Origin of the sequence: Nonomuraea sp. NPDC050547 (assembly GCF_044457345.1) — a bacterium.
Lineage (GTDB): Bacteria > Actinomycetota > Actinomycetes > Streptosporangiales > Streptosporangiaceae > Nonomuraea.
Map to the genome: position 1 here is coordinate 285,980 of NZ_JBITGW010000009.1, position 17,164 is coordinate 303,143.

The window sequence follows — 17,164 nt, forward strand, 5'->3', positions numbered from 1 at the left end:
TAGATCCTCGGGAGGGTCAAGACGTTTCCTCGCCGCACAATGCGGGTAAACGCGTTGAAAGTTAGGGGTGGCGGGGGAGAACGACTAAGGGTGACACAGCCCGGACGCGAGCCTGCCGAGATCGACGTGCAGGCGGGCGAAGAGGGTGGTTCGGGTCACGAGCGCCAACTATACGTCCCCCCAAAGCTCAGGCTACGTCAGGGGTTGCTTGCGTGCACCGCTGGCCCCCGACGGGTACAGGCGTCCGGCCTGCATCCCAGCAGAGCCGTACAACTCTGGAACGGTGACGAAGGTGTAACCCTTCCCGTGGAGTTTTTTGAGGACGTCCGGAACCGCCTCAACGGTCGTGCGGTGAATGTCATGCATCAGGATGATCGCCCCAGGATGCGCGCCCTTGACCGCCCGCTCGGCCACGACCCCCGCCTTCCTGTCACGCCAGTCGCGGGTGTCGACGTCCCAGTTGACGAGCGAGATCCCCAGCTCTTTCGAAACCGCCACAACATCCTTGCTGATCGCTCCGTACGGCGGCCGGACCAGAGTCGGCCGCTCACCGAGCGTGGCCGTCAACGTGTCCTGGGTCCGGATCAGCGAGTCGGCGATCTTGCTGCTCGACAGCTTCGACAGGTCCCGGTGCGCCCAGCTGTGGCTGCCCACCAGGTGTCCCTCGCCGCTCATCCGGCGCAGAAGGTCGGGCCGGGCCGCGGCGTTGACGCCGACCGTGAAGAACGTCGCGCGCGCCCCCGCGTCGCGCAACGTGTCAAGCAGCATCGCCGTGTGCGGCCCCGGCCCGTCGTCGAAGGTGAGCGCGACGCACTTCGTCTTCGCGCAGTCGACCGTGCCCGCCTGGTTGCTGGTCGCCTCCGGGCTGTGCGTGGGCGTCACCTTCGGCGTGGTCTCCGGCGTCGGCGGCGCGGCCGCGCGGGCCGCCTCCCGCGCCCGCCGTCCCGCCGCCGACAGCAGCGGCTCCACCTCGGCGGCCGGTACGGCTTCCGCCACCCTCCCCAAGGAGCAGGCGCCGACCTGGCAGTCGTCGAACTCCACCACGAGATCCCCGTCGCGGTTGAAGGCCATCGAGTCGAACAGCTCGGGATTCGCCCCCACCCCGCCCGACCCGCGGGCCTCCAGCCGCCGGCTCACCTTCTCCGCCAGCCCGCCCAGCGCCGCCTCGCCGTCGAGCAGCCCGGTGGAGGGGAAGGCCTGCTTGGTCCGGCCGTCGTACCAGATCGTCCGGTTGGCGTTGCCCCAGTTGGCGCCGTAGAACTCGCCGGTGCGCAGCCGTACGGCGATGGCGGCGTCGGAGGCGACGGGCAGTTGCCAGTCCACGTTGAGCTCGGGCCGGGGGGCCGGTCCGTGCTTGACGGTGGACTCGCGGAAGGCGCGCAGCTGGCGCTCCGCCTCCTGCCTGACCTTGTCGTTGAGCGGGTCGGCTCCCTTGATCTCGGGGTAGGTGATGTGCACGTACCGGCCGCCGCCGTCCCCCTCGCCGAGGGTCCTGGTGACGAGCCCGTTGACCGCCGACGGGGTCACGAAATCGATCTTCGTCGGCTCTGCGGGGACCTTGTGGTCGCCCTCGGGGGAGGCGGTGGTCATGCCGCAACCGGCGACGAATGCGGCAATCAGCGCGATTCCTCCGAAGAATCGCATTTTGTGCATGCGGGCCAGGCTATGGGGGCCCTTTTAGCGCTTTACCTTCTCTTGGGAATCTTGGAGTCGAGCCTTTAGCGGGGTATGTACGTAAAGGAGTTGCGTGCCTACGATGTGATGGGTGCGGGATCTAGGACCGTCTACGGGGTTCATCCAGTCAACCCTTCTGCAGCGCAAGCTCCATGACCTGGTGCCGGGTGGTGCGCACACGTACGCGCGCGGCGACGACCAGTATCCGGAGGGCATGGCGCCGGTACTCGTGCGCGGATCGGGCGCGCGGGTGTGGGACGCCGACGGCAACTGTTTCGTCGAGTACGGCATGGGCCTGCGCTCGGTCACGCTCGGGCACGCGTACCGGCCGGTGCTCGACGCCGTGCGCGAGGTGCTCGACCAGGGCCTGAGCTTCAGCCGCCCCACCGAGCTCGAACTGCGGGCCGCCGAGGACTTCCTCGCCCCGCTGCCCGGCGCCGACATGGTGAAGTTCGCCAAGAACGGCTCCGACGCCACCTCCGGCGCCGTCCGGCTGGCCCGCGCCTACACCGGCCGCGACCTGGTCGCCGTCTGCGCGCAGCCGTTCTTCGCCACCGAGGACTGGTTCGTCGGCGCGCTGGAGATGAACGCCGGCGTGCCCGAGTCGACCAGGAAGCAGACCCTCCGCTTCGCCTACAACGACGTCGGCTCGCTGCGCGCGCTGTTCGACCGGCACCCCGGGCAGATCGCCTGCGTCATCATGGAGGCCGCCACCGCCCTGGCCGAGCCGGAGCCCGGCTTCCTCGAAGGCGTTCGCGCCCTGTGCACCGAACGCGGCGCGCTCCTCGTCTTCGACGAGATGATCACCGGGTACCGCTGGGCCTACCCCGGCGCCCAGGAGTTCTACGGCGTCCGCCCCGACCTCGCCTGCTGGGGCAAGGCCATCGGCAACGGCTTCCCCATCTCGGCGCTGACCGGCCGCCGCGAGGTCATGGAGCTCGGCGGCCTGCGCACCGACCGGGACCGCGTCTTCCTGCTGTCGTCCACCCACGGCGCGGAGACGGTGTCGCTGACCGCCCTGCGCGCGGTCATCCGCGCCTACACCGAGCACGACCCCGTGGCGGTCATGGAGGAACGCGGGCGCGCGCTGGCCGACGGCGTCAACTCCGCCGCCCGCGAACTCGGCGTCGCCGACCACGTCGCGGTCGTCGGCCGCCCCTCCTGCCTGATCTTCACCACCAAGGACGCCGCCGGGCAGCCGTCACAGCCGTTCCGCACGCTCTTCCTGCAAGAACTCCTGCGGCACGGCGTCCTGTGCCAGTCGTTCGTGGTCTCCGCCGCGCACACGCCCGACGACATCGAACTCACCGTCGAGGCCGCGCGCGCCGCCCTGCTCGTGTACGGCAAGGCCCTGGAGGACGGCATCGACCGCTTCCTGAACGGAGCCCCGGTGGCCCCCGCCCTCCGCAGCCGCGCCGCCCCTCGCCGGGTGCGCTGACGGCGGTTACGATCAGCCCATGGACGGCTACTACGGCAACTACGCTCTGGTCGCCGCGCTGCTGCTCATCGGCGTGGCCATCGTGGCCGGCGCGCTCATGGCCAACCGCCTCCTGCGCCCCACCCGCCCGACCGCGGAGAAACTGACCACCTACGAATGCGGTGTGGACCCGGTGGGCGACGGCTGGGCCCAGTCCCAGATCCGCTACTACGTCTTCACCTACCTCTACGTGGTCTTCGCGGTCGACGCCGTCTTCCTGTTCCCCTGGGCCACGGTCTTCGCCGCCCCCGGCTACGGCATGACCACGCTCGTGGAGATGTTCGTCTTCCTCGGCTTCATCGCCCTCGGCATCCTGTACGCCTGGCGCAAGCGCGTCCTGACCTGGACCTAGCCCCGGATACAGTGCCCCATGACGTCATGGCGGGACCGGCCGCGCACGCCGACGGCCGAAGGACTTCACGACGAGGCCGGCGACGATTCCGCCACCGGCGGCCGCCTCGCCCGCCTGGCCTCCTACGCCGCCGCGCTGCTGGTGCACCTGCTGACGCTCGCCCTCGTCGCCGCCGGGATCTGGCTGATCACGCGGCCCGGGTTCATCGGGATCATCCTCGGCGCCGGGGCGCTCGGGCTGGCATGGCTCATGGCGCCGCGGCCGGGGAAACTGCCTGACGGGGTGGCGCTGGGCCGTACCGACGCGCCCGAGCTCTTCCGGCTCGTGGACGAGATCGCCGCGGCGCTGGGCGCGCCCCGCCCCCACATGATCGTCGTCACCGGCGAGGTCAACGCCGCCTACGGCACCTACGGCCTGCTGCGCCGGCGCTTCCTGGAACTCGGCTACCCGTTCTGGCTCGCGCTGACCCCGCAGGAGCGGATCGCGATGCTCGGGCACGAGCTCGCCCACTCGGTCAACCAGGACACCCGGCACGGATTCGTCGTCGGCTCCGCGCTGGGCGCGCTGGCCGAACTGCGCGAGACCGCCAGGCTGGACGGCGACACCATCACCTTCGGCAAAATCGTCGTGGCCCCGCTGCGGCTGGTCGCCGGCTGGTCGCACACGGCGCTCGAACGCATCACCCACCGGGCCACGCAGCGTGCCGAATACCGGGCCGACCTCATCTCCCTGCGCGTGGCCGGGTCGCAAGCCGCGCTCACCTCGATCGACAAGGGGCTCTGGGCCCTGCCCCACCTCGCCGACTACCTCGGCACCCAGGCCCACCAGGTACGCGGCGACCTGTGGGCGGCGGTCAGGTCCTACGTGGCCGAGGTGCCGGAGGACGAGCGCGACCGGCGCCGCCGCACCGCGCGGCAGCAGGAGGCGCGCGTGGACACCACCCATCCGCCCACCCACCTGCGCCGCGACCTGCTGGCCTGCCGGCCGTACACCGAACCGATCGTGCGCGCGCCACGGATGGAGCCCATCGACCGCGAGCTCGACGAGGCCGCGCGGCGGATCGCGAGCGAGATCGTCGACAACGCCCGCGCCGCGCTGTACATGTAGGGGGCTCTACTCTTCCGCCGCCACCCGCGCGAGAATGGTCAACATGGCCGATCTTCCGATGCCCACCGTGGGGCCGATCTCGCGGCTGGCTCCCAAGCCCATGCGGTTCATCCTCAACTGGGGGCGGCGCTACTCGCTGTGGGTGTTCAACTTCGGCCTGGCCTGCTGCGCGATCGAGTTCATCGCCACCTCGACCAGCCGCCACGACTTCATCAGGTTCGGCGTCATCCCGTTCGCCAACGGGCCCAGGCAGGCCGACCTCATGATCGTGTCGGGCACCGTCACCGACAAGATGGCGCCCGCGGTCAAGCGGCTCTACGAGCAGATGCCCGACCCCAAGTACGTGATCTCCTTCGGCGCCTGCTCCAACTCCGGCGGCCCCTACTGGGACTCCTACTGCGTCACCAACGGCGTCGACCAGATCATCCCCGTCGACGTCTACGTGCCCGGCTGCCCGCCCAGGCCCGAGGCGCTGCTCTACGGGATCATGAAGCTTCAGGAGAAGATCGCGGGGGAGAAGCTCAGCGACCGCTACATCTGGTCGCGCGCCCACAAGGAGGACGTGTGAGCTTCTCCTCCTGGGGTGAGCGGGCCCAGCTCAGCGAGTCGTACGGCGAGCACACCGTCGACGTCGCCGCCGCCGACTGGACCGAGGCCCTCACCTACGCCCGCGACGAACTCGGCTACGAGTTCTTCGACTGGCTGACCGGCGTCGACGACCCGCCGGAAGGCTTCTCCGTCGTCGCCCACGTCTACAACCCCGCCGAACGCGCCCGGCTCCTGCTGCGCACCTGGGTGCCACGCGCCGAACCGCGGCTGGCCTCGGCCGTCGGCGTCTACCGGGGCGCCAACTGGCACGAGCGCGAGACGTACGAGATGTTCGGCGTCACCTTCGACGACCACCCCTACCTCGTGCCGCTGCTCCTGCCCGACGGCTTCGAGGGCCACCCGCTGCGCAAGGACTTCATCCTGGCCGCCCGCGTGGCCAAGGCCTGGCCCGGCGCCAAGGAACCCGGCGAGTCCTCGCCCGGCCGCCGTAAGATCCTCCCACCCGGAGTACCCGCCGACTGGGGCACTGGAGGTTAGGCCACATGCTTGACGTGATCTTGCGCTTCGCCGTCATCCTCGCGGTGTTCCTGCTCCTGCCGCTCATCATCGGACAGACCGAGCACAAGGTCATGGCGCACATGCAGTCACGGCTCGGGCCCATGTACGCCGGGGGCTTCCACGGCTGGGCCCAGCTCATCGCCGACGGGGTCAAGTTCGCCCAGAAGGAAGACGTCATCCCGGCCGCGGCCGACCGCCGCGTCTTCATGATCGCCCCTGGCGTGGCGCTCGTGCCGTACCTCGTCGTGCTGATCGTCATCCCCATCGACAAGAACGGCTTCGGCGTCAACCTCGACCTCGGCCTGTTCTTCGTGCTGGCCGTCATGGGCATCGGCGTGCTCGGCTCGATCATGGCGGGGTGGGCCTCGGCCAACAAATACTCCGTGCTCGGCGGCATGCGCTCGGCCGCCCAGCTCATGTCGTACGAGCTGCCGCTCGTGCTCGCCGCCTCCTCCGTCGCCATGGCCGCGGGCACCCTCTCGCTGCCCGGCATCCTTGACCAGTGGCAGTGGTGGTGGCTGCCGTGGCAGGCCGTCGGCGGCGTCGTCTTCTTCCTCGCCGGTCTCGCCGAGCTGCGCCGCCCGCCGTTCGACATGCCCATCGCCGAGTCCGAGATCATCATGGGCCCGATGACCGAGTACACCGGGATGCGGTTCGCCCTGTTCATGCTCGCCGAGTACGCGGGCATCGTCGTGCTCTCCTTCCTGACCACCGTGTTGTTCCTCGGCGGCTGGCACGGCCCCTTCCTGGCCGGGTGGATCTGGACGCTGATCAAGGTGTTCCTGCTGGCCTTCGTGGTGATCTGGCTGCGCGTCAGCTTCCCCCGGCTGCGCGAGGACCAGCTGCAGAAGCTGGCCTGGGTCGGGCTGGTGCCGCTGGCCCTCGTCCAGCTCGCGCTGACGGGGGTCGTGAAGGTGCTGCTTTGAGCGAGTTGCGCTCCGGCCTCACCGTCCTGTCCTGGTCCTCAGGCGAGCTCCTCATCTCCCCTTCCCCGGTACGGCTCACGCCCGCCGCCCTCCTCCACTACCGCTACGAGCAGACGACCGTCGGCGCCAACGGCCTGCCCGCCTACGAGCGGACCGTGAGCGGCCTGGCGGTGCTCGACCAGGACGGCCTCGTCCTCGCCGACCTGCCCGGCGACTGGGAAGGCGTCTCGGCCTTCGCGCGGGCCGGCGGCGTTCCTCTGCACGCGGCGCTCGACGCCCCCGCCGCCCGGGTCCGGGCGGTGCTGGCCGCCCGTGCGCCTGGCTGGAGGCGCATCGCCGGCGTCCCGCCCGCACCGGCCGCTCGTCGGCGTAGGCCGGTGGCGATCGGGCTGGGGGTGGCGGCCCTCGGGATCATGATCTACCTGACGTCGAACGGGTTCTGGTACGTGTGGCGGGGGTTCTCGGCGATCGGGCGCATGCTGATCGATGTCGTCGAGGTCAAGTGGCTGATCTTCTTGTTCAGCCCGTTGTTGTTGTTCCTGGCGCCTGTGCGCGAGCGCCTCACGCGGCGGAGCGTGCGCAAGGGGGCGATGGTGGGGTCGGTGGGCGGCCTGCACCTCAAGCTGACGTCCGGCATCCTGTACATCAACCGCGGCCCCCAAACCCTGACCGCCCTCCCCGTAACCCCCCACCCCACCCCCTCCCAACCCACGGCCCCCACACGCACCGCCCCCACACGCGTTCCCTCCCCACCCGCTTCCCCCGCAGCCGCGCCCGCTTCCTCGGCGCCCGCGCCCTCCCCACCCGCTTCGCCCGCGCCCGCTTCCCCGGCGCCCGCGCCCTCCGCGCCCGCTTGGATCCCGCCCTCCCCCTCCGCGCCCACCACCCCCTCCGCGCCCACTTCCCTCGCGCCCTCCCCACCCGCTTCCCCCGCGCCCGCTTCCCCCGCGCCCGCTTCCCTCGCGCCCGCGGATCCGCCACCTTCTCCGGTTGCGGACCTGCCACCCACTACCGCACCAGCGGTGACTCCCTCTCCTGCAGCGCAGGCCGACCACGCGCAGCCCCTCGGGGCGCCCTACCCGGCCGACCCGACACCGCCCCCGGCCGACCCGACACTCTCCCCGGCCGACCCGGCACCCTCCCCAGAGGGCGTTCCCCTTGGGGCGCCGCACGCCGAGACCCCGGCGACCCTCACCCCCGACGCTTCGGCGGTGCCGCACTCCTCAAGCCCGAACCCGGCACCCACTCCGGCACCCGGCTCCGGCGCCTGGGCGGCACCGGCCGCCGATGCTCGCGTGGAAGAGACCCCCGGTGCCCAGGCGCCGTCGAACCCCGTCGACAGGCCGGAGCCCGAGGGCAGGGCCGAGGGGTTCGCCGCCCGGCTGTTCCTCTACCGCCACCGGGACCTGGCCGGTCTGGTGGTCCTGGCCGCCGACGGGCACCCGGTCCACCACCTCCCAGGCCCCTGGTCACCCGAGCACGTCAACCGGTTCGCCGCCCGCCACAACCTCCCCCTGGAGATCCGCACCCTCACCCACGACGAATACCTGGCCCTGACCGCGGACTCCGCCGACGCCACCACGTGACACCGGAGGACCCGGTCAGTGCACGATCGCCAGCATCACGTCGGAGGCCGACGGCCGTTCCTCTGGCTTCTTGTTCAGGCACGACCCGATGACCCCGCGCAACGCAGGCGGCAGCGGCGACAGATCCGGATGAACCGTGAGCACCCTGTTGAAAACCGCCGGAACCGTGTCCTCGCCGAACGCCGGACGCCCCGTGGCGGCGAACACCATCGTCACCGCCCAGCTGAACACGTCGGAAGCCGGACCCACCGCCTCACCCGTCAGCTGCTCGGGCGACATGTACGGAGGCGTCCCGACCATCTTCCCCTGCGTCACCGTGACCTGATCCAGCGCTCTGGCGATGCCGAAGTCGATCACCCGGGGGCCGTCCGAGCCGATCAGGACGTTGCTCGGCTTGAAGTCCCTGTGGACGACGCCCGCCTTGTGGATGGCCGCCAATGCACCGGCTGTGGATAACGCGAGCCGTACCAGACTGTCCTGATCGCGCGGACCGTGCTTCTTGACCAGCTGTTCCAGGGACGGTCCCTCGACGTACTCGCTCACGATGTAGGCGTGCTGGCCGGTGATGTTGACGTCGAGGAGCCTGGCCGTGGAGAAGGTCGCCACCCTGCGCGCCGAGTCGACCTCGCGGGCGAACCGCGCGCGGGCCGTCTCGTCCACCAGGTCGTGCAGGACCTTGACCGCGACCCGGTTGCCGTTGGGCGCGGTCGCCAGATACACCGCGCCCTGGCCGCCGCGGCCCAGCAGGTGGAGGACGCGGTAATGCCCGATCCAGGCGGGATGTCCTGGCTGGCTCTGGAAGCCGGTGTGGCCGGGCGGCGGATGGTAGGTGGGGGTCGTGACCCGCTGGTGAAGGTCCAGAGGGGGCTTGAGGCGGGCCTTGGCCATGAAGGGAACCAGGATGCCGCTGTGGATCACGCCGCCCAGCCAGCTGATGCCGAAGCCGATGGTGATCAGTGACCGCATCGGGTCGGGTATCTGCTCGAACTCCTCGTACCCCACGATGGTGATCAGGAACGAGCCCACGAACACCGTGTAGACGACGGCGGCGATCGCGTGGAAGGTGCTGCGCAGCCAGAAGGCGGCGAAGCCGATGGTGAGCGGAGTGGCCAGGCCGCAACTGATGAAGGGGAGGATCGCCCAACCCACGAAGGCAGCCCAGATCCCGGCGCTGGGGCGGGCGGGGTGGGGGTGTGGCATGCCGGAACACTATCGGTCGGGGGTGACAGGGCGAGGTGGGGCGGCTCTCCTGTGGATAACTCGGGGACAGCCTGTGGATGTCTGTGGAAAAACTGGGGACAACAGTCTGGCTCATTCACCTCAGACGCATAGTGCGTCATGATGTTGAACCATGGTGCGGATACCGGGAGTAGGGCTGGCAAAAGGGCTGTCCATCACCCTGCGCCACATGCTGCGCAGATCCGTGACGCGGCAATACCCCGAGGTCAAACCCGCCCTCCCGCCCCGCAGCCGCGGCGTCATCGCGCTGGTCGAGGAAAACTGCACCTCCTGCATGCTGTGCGCCCGCGAATGCCCCGACTGGTGCATCTACATCGACTCCCACAAGGAGACGCTCCCCGCGCCGGAAGGCGGCCGCCCCCGCCAGCGCAACGTCCTCGACCGATTCGCGATCGACTTCGCCCTCTGCATGTACTGCGGCATCTGCATTGAGGTGTGCCCGTTCGACGCGCTGTTCTGGTCACCCGAGTTCGAGTACGCGGAGGGCGACATCCGCAACCTTCTCCACGAGAAGGAGCAGCTCGGGACATGGGTCGAGACCGTCCCGCCGCCGCCCGCCCACGACGCGGGCGCGGAGCCTCCCAAGGAGCTGACCGCGGCTCCACGCCGCCCATCCGGTACGGCAGGCCCCTCCGCCAGACCGGCGCCCTCAGACACCCCCGCGCCCCGCCGAACCCGCGACACCCCAGCCAGGAAACCGCCCCCAGAGGGCACCGGCGGAGAAAAACCCACAGAAGACTCGTCCGCCGCGGAAACGCCCGCCGAGCGGACCCCCACAGCCGCAACCTCCACAGCCGCAACCTCCACAGCCGCAGCCCCCACAGAGGGCCCGGCCCCAGAGGCACCGTCCCCAGAGGGTTCACTCCCCGAGGCAACGCCCACGGGTTCCCTCCCCAAGGCAACGCCCACGGGTTCCCTCCCCGAGGCAACGCCCACGGAGGCTTCGCGCACCGAGACAACGTCCACAGGCGGCGCACCGGCAACCGACGCGTCCACAGACGAACCGGCCACAGGCGCTCCCTCCACAGGCAGCTCGCCCACAGGAGCGACCGGACCGGCGCAAGAGCCCGGCGGCCGTCGTCCGCGCAGGCCGGCGACCAACGTCCGCGGCATCCGGCCCCCCGGCGCGCTGCCCGACCCCGCCGGCCGTACCCCAGAAGCGAAGCCCGCACAGGACACGCCCGCCGAGCCCGCGCCCCCTGACGGCACGCCAGAGCCGGGGCCCGCAGAGCCCGAGGGCGGGCAGTTGTCCACAGGCGAGCAATCCGATGACGAGTTGTCCACAGGTTCGGGCGAGTCGTCGCGGCCGTCCGATTCGGGGGAGCAGACTTCTGCCGCGAGCCCGCGCAGGCGGCGGATGGCCGATCCACGGTCCATCCGTCCGCCTGGGCAGCCGCAGTCCGACGAGACACAGGAGTCCGAGGAGGATTCGTGACCGAGGCGGCGCCCTTCCTGCCACCCACCACGCAAGAAGTCGTGTTCTTGCTCCTGGGCGCGGTGGCCGTCGGATCGGCGCTGCTTGTCGTCACCACCAAGCAGCTCGTCCACGCCGCCCTCTGGCTCGTCGTCTGCTTCGGCGCGCTGGCCGGCGGATATCTGGTGCTGACCGCGGAGTTCGTCGCCTGGGTGCAGGTGCTGATCTATGTGGGCGCGGTGGTGGTGCTGCTGCTGTTCGGCATCATGCTGACGCGCGCCCCCATCGGACGCTCGGCCGACCTCGACAGCGGCAACCGCGTCGTGGCCGCCGTCGTCGCGCTGGCGACGGCCGCGGTCCTGGTCACGGTCGTGATCGACGGCTTCCGTACGGCCTACGCGCCGCTGAAGCCGGGTGAGGGCTCGGCGGGCGAGCTGGGCGCGAGCGTGTTCAGCACGTGGGTGCTGCCGTTCGAGGCGCTGTCCGTGCTCCTGCTCGCGGCGCTCATCGGCGCCATCGTCCTGTCCCGCACCGACATCCGCGGCGCCCCGCCGTCCGCGGACGAGGCCGGCGGCGATCCGGCTCCGGCTGAAGGTCCCGGGGGGCCCTAGTGCACATCGTGTACCCCGCGGTCGTCTCCGCGTTGCTCTTCTCCATCGGCGTCTACGGCGTGCTGGCCAGACGCAACACGATCCTCGTGCTGATGTCGGTCGAGCTCATGCTCAACGCCGTCAACATCAACCTGGTCGCGTTCGACATGTGGCTGGCCGACGTGCTCCACAGCGGTCAGGTGCTCACGCTGTTCATCATCGTGATCGCGGCGGCCGAGCTGGGTCTCGGCCTGGCGATCGTGCTCGCGCTCTTCCGCAACCGCCAGAGCGTCGACCTCGACCGCCTGCGCGACCTCGCCGAACCCGCCGGCCCGGACACCACCGCCGACGGCGACAACGGCGCGGGCGGCGGCAACGGCGGGCGTGCCGACGACCACCAGCCCGCCGAACTCGGCACCGTCACCTCACCCCAGCTCACGGCACGCGGCAACGGCGCCTCCGACCAGGGCGACGGCGTGGGCCGCCCCGGTCACCCCGCCAGGCGAGGAGGCAACGCATGACCACGACGTCCTCGCCGTTCCCTCTGCTGATCGTGGCTCTGCCGTTCCTCGCGGCCTTTGCGGGCCTGCTCCTGTCCCGTCGGCCGGGAAGGCCGCAGGCAAGCCGACCCGAGGGCGCCGAAGCGGCAGGGCGGCCACACCGGGGCGACAACCGGCGCGCGGCCTGGATCGCCGTCCTTCCCACCGCGCTCTCGGCCGCTCTGGCGCTCTGGCTCGCGGCCGCTCAGGGCTTCGCCTTCTTCGCCGGACGCGCGGCCGCCCCCGTCGGCGCCGACTACGGCACGATCGTCACCGGTACGGTCCCCATCACGTTGACCCTCCAGGTCGACGCCCTGTCCGGTGTCCTCGGCGTCCTGGTGACCCTGGTGGCGCTGGCCGTACAGGTCTATTCGGTGGGCTATCTCCACGACGACCGGCGCTACCCGTCCTACAGCGCCTTCATCAGCCTGTTCACCAGCGCCATGCTGCTCGTCGTCTACTCCGGCGACCTGCTGGTCCTGTACGTGGGCTGGGAGGTCATGGGCCTGTGCTCCTACCTGCTCATCGGCCACTGGTGGGAAGACCGGGCCAACTCCAGGGCCGCCGTGAAGGCCTTCCTGGTCACGCGCCTCGGCGACGTCGGCTTCCTGTTCGGCATCTTCGTGCTCGGCATCTCGGCGGACAGCTTCCGCATCGCCGACGTGCTCGCCAAGGTGCCCGAGATGTCCACGGCCACGCTGGTCACGGCGACCATGCTGCTGCTGGCCGGGGTGGCGGGCAAGAGCGCCCAGGTGCCGCTGCACACCTGGCTGCCCGACGCCATGGCCGGTCCGACGCCGATCAGCGCGCTGATCCACGCCGCCACCATGGTCGCCGCGGGCATCTTCATCGTGGCCAGGCTCTTCCCCGCGTTCCTCGGGGCCAGGCCCACGCTCGACGTGCTGGCCGTCATGGCGGCGCTCGGCATGCTGGGCGCCGCCCTGGCCGCGCTGGCCCAGGACGACCTCAAACGCGTGCTCGCCTATTCGACGATCAGCCAGCTGTCCTACATGGCCGGCGGCCTGGCCGCGGGCTCCGACCACGCGGCCATCTTCCACCTGCTCACGCACGGGGCGTTCAAGGCGCTGCTGTTCCTGTGCGCGGGCGCGGTCATCCACCACGTCGGCTCCAATCTCATGAGCCAGATGGGCGGCCTGCGCCGTGAGCTCCCGGTCACGTTCGCCGCGACCACGATCGGTTTCGCCGCCCTCATGGGCCTGCCACCGGCCAGCGGATTCTTCAGCAAGGACAGCCTCCTGCTGGCCATGGACGGGGCGGTCAGCGGTGCCACCCTCACCGACGCCGCCGCGCTCCTGCTCTACGCCTGCGCCCTGGCCACCGTCGTCGTCACCGGCGCCTATTCGGCCCGTGCCTGGCTGCGTACGTTCTTCGGACCCGCGCGGACCATCGCCCTGCCCGAGCCGCAGCCCGGCACGGCGCACGTGGTCGACACCCGCGAGGCGCCGCGGACGATGCTGATCCCCATCGTCCTGCTCGCGGTCCCCGCCCTCCTGCTGGGCTTCGCCGGCGGTCTCCACCTCGACGCCGGCGTGGCCACGATCAGCGTGGTGCTGGCGCTGCTCGGCGCAGGAGTCGTCTACGCCTTCTGGCGCGGCGATCCGGTCGCCGACCCCGCGCGCATCCTCGGGCCGTTCCGCGTCCCCTGCGAGCGCGCCTTCTACGTCGATTCCGTCTACGCGGCCCTGTTCGTCCGTCCGATCCTCGCGCTGTCCCGGCTGGTGGTCAGCACCGACGACCGGGTCGTGGACGGCGCGGTGCGCGGCTCCGGCCGCACGGCCCGTGGCCTGTCGGGGGTCCTGCGCCTCGCGCAGAACGGCAACGTGCAGCTCTACGTCAGCGGCGTACTCGCCGGAGTGCTCCTGATCGTCGTCGGGGCGGTGATGTTCGCATGAGCGGGCTCAGCTGGCTGCCTGTCGCACTGCTGGCCGTACCTCTGCTGGGCGCTCTTGCGCTGCTCGCACCCCCGCCGGTGCTGCGGCGGACGCTGCGCCTCTACGGCCTCGCGGTCTCCGGCGCGGTCCTGGTGCTGGCCGCGATCATGGTGGTGACCTTCGAGTACGGCCAGGCCGCCCGCATGCAGTTCACCCTCGACCTGCCGTGGATCCCCGGCCTGGGACTCAGGTTCCATGTGGGAGTCGACGGGATCTCGCTGCCGCTGGTCGCGCTGACCGCCCTGCTGACCTTCCTGTGCTTCGTCTACCTGGGCGTCGGCGACGGCCGCGGCCAGGGCCAGTTGCTACGCCCCAGGGCGGGCGGCGGCCGGCCGAGGGCGCTGGTGTTCACGCTGCTGGTGCTCGAAGTCGGCATGATCGGCACCTTCCTGGCCCTCGACCTGCTGCTGTTCTTCGTGTTCTTCGAGATCGTGCTGATCCCGATGTACTTCCTGATCGCCGTATGGGGCGGCAAGGCCCGCCGGGCGGCGGCGATCAAGTTCATCCTGTACACCCTGCTCGGCTCCGTCGTCATGCTGCTGGGCCTGCTGCTCATCTGGGCGCAGGCGGGCACGCTCGACATGGTGGAGCTGGCCGCCGGGCACGGCGCGGGAATGTCCAGGGCGGTCCAGGTGATCGCGTTCCTGGCGGTCGGCATCGGCCTGGCCGTGAAGACCCCGATGTGGCCTTTGCACACCTGGCTGCCCGACGCCCACACCGAGGCGCCGACCGTCGGCTCGGTGCTGCTGGCCGGCGTCCTCCTCAAGATGGGCACCTACGGCTTCGCCAGAATCGCCATCCCGGTCCTGCCCGAGGGCGCCGCCACCCTGGCGCCGTGGCTGGGCGCGCTGGCCGTGGTCGGCATCATCTACGGTTCCCTGGCCTGCCTGGCCCAGCGTGACCTGAAACGGATGATCGCCTACTCCTCCGTCGGCCACATGGGCTTCGTCCTGCTCGGCTTCGCCACGCTGACCACCGTGGGCATCAACGGCGCCCTGTTCGCCAACGTCGCCCACGGCCTCATCACCGGCCTGCTCTTCTTCCTGGCCGGAGCGATCAAGGAGCGCTACTCCACCGCCGACATGCCCTCGATCACCGGCATGCTCGCCACGCTCCCGCACCTGGGCTCGGTGCTGACGTTCGCCGCCATCGCCTCGCTCGGGCTGCCGGGCCTCGCCGGGTTCTGGGGTGAGATGCTCGCGCTGCTGGGCGCCTTCGACCCGGCCGAGGCGCTGTCCCGGCCGCTGTTCCTGACGTTCATGGTCATCGGCGGCCTCGGCGCGGTGCTGACCGCCGCGTACTTCCTGGTCATGCTCTCCCGCGTGACCCACGGCCTGCCCGGCGGCAGGGCCGCGCCCTCACCCGCACCCGGCCCGTCCGACGAGCTCGCCGACACGCGCCTGGAGAAGTCCGGTGAGCGGATCGGCCTGCTGTCCCGCATGCCCGACATCCGCGGCTACGAGATGGCCGCCTGGGTGCCGCTGATCGTGCTGATCCTGCTGTTCGGCCTCTGGCCCGGCCTCCTGCTCTCGCTCACCACACCCGCCGTCGAGGCGCTGCTGGGGGTCGTGTCGTGATCCAGTCGATCGACTACTTCGCCATCGCGGCCCCGCTGATCCTGGCGCTGGTGGCGGGCCTTGTACTGCTGCTCGACGCCTTCCTGCCCGCGACCCGCCGGGTACGCGCCGCGCTCGGCCTCATCACGCTGACCGGCCTGCTGGCCGCCCTGGCCTTCGTGGTGGCCCAGGCACCGGCGGCGGCCCAGGGGCTGTCCACGTTCTGCGTCCCGGAGACCCTGAACACCGGCCCCACTCCCATGTGCTCCTTCGTCGTCGACCACTTCACCGTGGTCTTCGCCGGTCTGGCCCTGGTGGCCGGGGTCGTCGTGGTGCTGCTGTCGATGACCGAGCTCGCGGGCGGTGGCATCCCGGTCGGCGAGTGGTACTTCCTGCTCCTCTGCACCCTCGTGGGCGCCGTCGCCCTCCCCGCCTCCCGCGACCTGATCATGCTCGTGGTCGCGCTCGAACTGGTCTCCCTGCCGGTCTTCGCCCTGACGGCGCTGAGACGCTACGACGGCCGCGGTTCGGAGGCGGCGGTGAAGCTGTTCGTGGTGTCCGTGGTCTCGACCGCCATCATGCTCTTCGGTGTCTCCCTGCTCTACGGCATCACCGGCACCGTCTACCTCAACCGCCTGGCCGCGACGCTGAGCGGCCAGCTCCCGGCCCCGGGCGCCTCCGGCGCGCTGCCCGCGGTCGTCGCGGTCGGCGTGGTCCTCGTGACGGCGGGCTTCGCGTTCAAGATCGCCGCCGTCCCGTTCCACTCCTGGGCCGCCGACGTCTACCAGGGCGCGCCCATCCCCGTCGCCGCGCTCCTGTCGGTCATCTCGAAGGCCGCCGGGTTCGCCGGCCTCATCCTCGTCCTCGTGGCCGCCCTGCGGGGCCAGGCGGCGACGTGGTCGCCGTTGATCGCCATCCTCTCCGCCCTGACCATGACCGCGGGCAACCTGCTGGCCATGCGCCAGCGCTCCGCCGTACGCCTGCTCGCCTGGTCCTCGGTGGCGCAGTCCGGCTACATCCTCGCCCCGCTGGCCATCGCCGCGGGATCGGGCGCCGCCATCGCGGCGTCGATGGCCTACCTGGTCCTGTACGCCGCCATGAACCTGGGCGCCTTCGCCGTGGTCATGCTCGTCTCCCGGAGCGCCCCGCGCAACGAACTGGACGACTACCGGGGCCTGGCCTTCCGTACCCCGGTCGCGGGCATCGCCCTGGCCTTCTGCCTGATCTGCCTGGCGGGCCTGCCGCCCGGCCTGGCGGGGCTGTTCGCCAAGGTCGTGGTCTTCCGCGAGATCGTCGAGGGCGGCCTGGGCTGGCTGGCGGTGGTCATGGCCGTCAACACGGTCATCGGCCTGTACTACTACGTGGCCTGGACCGCCCGCATCGTCACCCCGGCCGCCGCTCCCGTCCACGAACCCGCCCGGATCCACCCGGCCACCTGGGTCGCCGTCGCCGCCACCCTGGCGGTCGCCGTCCTGTTCTCCGCGGCCCCGCAACTGGTTCTCACCCTGACCACGCTGACGGGCTGACACCCTGGCACAGCGAGCACACGGGGCGAATGGCCGACCGAAACCAAAGGTCGCCGCCTGACAGGTCGACGCTGATGATCACTTCGCGGCCGTCACGTCCCGCCTGCTCAACCTGGTCG

15 protein-coding genes and 1 pseudogene are annotated in these 17,164 nt (G+C 70.9%); 13 read left to right on the forward strand and 3 right to left on the reverse strand.

What is annotated here, in order from left to right:
- Window positions 1-84 precede the first annotated feature (84 nt).
- Window positions 85-159 carry a putative leader peptide gene (locus ACIBHY_RS24035; protein WP_376773454.1) on the reverse strand — a complete coding sequence of 25 codons (75 nt, stop codon included), beginning with the start codon at window positions 157-159 and terminating at the stop codon, window positions 85-87.
- A gap of 33 nt (window positions 160-192) precedes the next feature.
- Entirely contained in the window at window positions 193-1,653 is a 1,461-nt protein-coding gene (locus ACIBHY_RS24040) for a polysaccharide deacetylase family protein (RefSeq protein WP_397307734.1), read from the reverse strand.
- Window positions 1,654-1,765: 112 nt separating this feature from the next.
- On the opposite strand from ACIBHY_RS24040, the gene ACIBHY_RS24045 reads away from it, so the two are divergent.
- From ACIBHY_RS24045 to ACIBHY_RS24075, 7 genes are read left to right on the forward strand one after another with little or no spacing between them, the layout of a single operon-like run.
- Window positions 1,766-3,112, forward strand: a complete 1,347-nt coding sequence (locus ACIBHY_RS24045; protein WP_397247799.1) for a glutamate-1-semialdehyde 2,1-aminomutase — start codon at window positions 1,766-1,768, stop codon at window positions 3,110-3,112.
- A gap of 19 nt (window positions 3,113-3,131) precedes the next feature.
- A complete protein-coding gene (locus ACIBHY_RS24050; protein ID WP_379615344.1) occupies window positions 3,132-3,503 on the forward strand; it encodes an NADH-quinone oxidoreductase subunit A in 372 nt (123 codons plus the stop codon).
- An 18-nt stretch (window positions 3,504-3,521) separates the two neighbouring features.
- Window positions 3,522-4,610 (forward strand): M48 family metalloprotease, encoded by a 1,089-nt coding sequence (locus tag ACIBHY_RS24055; protein ID WP_397307735.1) that lies wholly within the window; start codon window positions 3,522-3,524, stop codon window positions 4,608-4,610.
- A 58-nt stretch (window positions 4,611-4,668) separates the two neighbouring features.
- Complete coding sequence (locus ACIBHY_RS24060; RefSeq protein WP_379615455.1) at window positions 4,669-5,178, forward strand: NADH-quinone oxidoreductase subunit B; 510 nt, start codon at window positions 4,669-4,671, stop codon at window positions 5,176-5,178.
- A complete protein-coding gene (locus tag ACIBHY_RS24065) occupies window positions 5,175-5,696 on the forward strand; it encodes an NADH-quinone oxidoreductase subunit C (RefSeq protein ID WP_397307736.1) in 522 nt (173 codons plus the stop codon). Before ACIBHY_RS24060 ends, ACIBHY_RS24065 begins: the two co-directional genes overlap by 4 nt.
- Window positions 5,697-5,701: 5 nt before the next feature.
- A complete protein-coding gene (locus ACIBHY_RS24070; protein ID WP_397247805.1) occupies window positions 5,702-6,643 on the forward strand; it encodes an NADH-quinone oxidoreductase subunit H in 942 nt (313 codons plus the stop codon).
- Window positions 6,640-8,229 carry a hypothetical protein gene (locus ACIBHY_RS24075; RefSeq protein ID WP_397307737.1) on the forward strand — a complete coding sequence of 530 codons (1,590 nt, stop codon included), beginning with the start codon at window positions 6,640-6,642 and terminating at the stop codon, window positions 8,227-8,229. The genes ACIBHY_RS24070 and ACIBHY_RS24075 overlap by 4 nt, the downstream gene beginning before the upstream one ends.
- Before the next feature lie 15 nt (window positions 8,230-8,244).
- Here the strand turns inward: ACIBHY_RS24075 and ACIBHY_RS24080 are convergent, their stop codons facing one another.
- Entirely contained in the window at window positions 8,245-9,429 is a 1,185-nt protein-coding gene (locus ACIBHY_RS24080) for a serine/threonine-protein kinase (RefSeq protein WP_397247809.1), read from the reverse strand.
- A 313-nt stretch (window positions 9,430-9,742) separates the two neighbouring features.
- Between ACIBHY_RS24080 and ACIBHY_RS24085 the strand changes: the two genes are divergently transcribed.
- The 6 genes and pseudogenes from ACIBHY_RS24085 (at window position 9,743) to ACIBHY_RS24110 (ending at window position 17,045) form a co-directional block, all read left to right on the forward strand.
- Window positions 9,743-10,903 (forward strand): 4Fe-4S binding protein, encoded by a 1,161-nt coding sequence (locus ACIBHY_RS24085; protein ID WP_397307797.1) that lies wholly within the window; start codon window positions 9,743-9,745, stop codon window positions 10,901-10,903.
- Window positions 10,900-11,493 (forward strand): NADH-quinone oxidoreductase subunit J, encoded by a 594-nt coding sequence (locus tag ACIBHY_RS24090; RefSeq protein WP_397247811.1) that lies wholly within the window; start codon window positions 10,900-10,902, stop codon window positions 11,491-11,493. Before ACIBHY_RS24085 ends, ACIBHY_RS24090 begins: the two co-directional genes overlap by 4 nt.
- Window positions 11,493-11,777: pseudogene (gene nuoK, locus ACIBHY_RS24095) on the forward strand (NADH-quinone oxidoreductase subunit NuoK); the annotation flags it as partial. The gene ACIBHY_RS24090 and the pseudogene nuoK, both read left to right, overlap by 1 nt.
- A gap of 212 nt (window positions 11,778-11,989) precedes the next feature.
- Entirely contained in the window at window positions 11,990-13,924 is a 1,935-nt protein-coding gene (locus ACIBHY_RS24100; RefSeq protein WP_397307738.1) for an NADH-quinone oxidoreductase subunit L, read from the forward strand.
- Complete coding sequence (locus tag ACIBHY_RS24105; RefSeq protein WP_397307739.1) at window positions 13,921-15,540, forward strand: NuoM family protein; 1,620 nt, start codon at window positions 13,921-13,923, stop codon at window positions 15,538-15,540. The genes ACIBHY_RS24100 and ACIBHY_RS24105 overlap by 4 nt, the downstream gene beginning before the upstream one ends.
- The gene (locus ACIBHY_RS24110) at window positions 15,537-17,045 is read left to right on the forward strand and encodes an NADH-quinone oxidoreductase subunit N (RefSeq protein WP_397307740.1); all 1,509 of its coding nucleotides are present in this window, start codon (window positions 15,537-15,539) and stop codon (window positions 17,043-17,045) included. The genes ACIBHY_RS24105 and ACIBHY_RS24110 overlap by 4 nt, the downstream gene beginning before the upstream one ends.
- Window positions 17,046-17,164 lie beyond the last annotated feature (119 nt).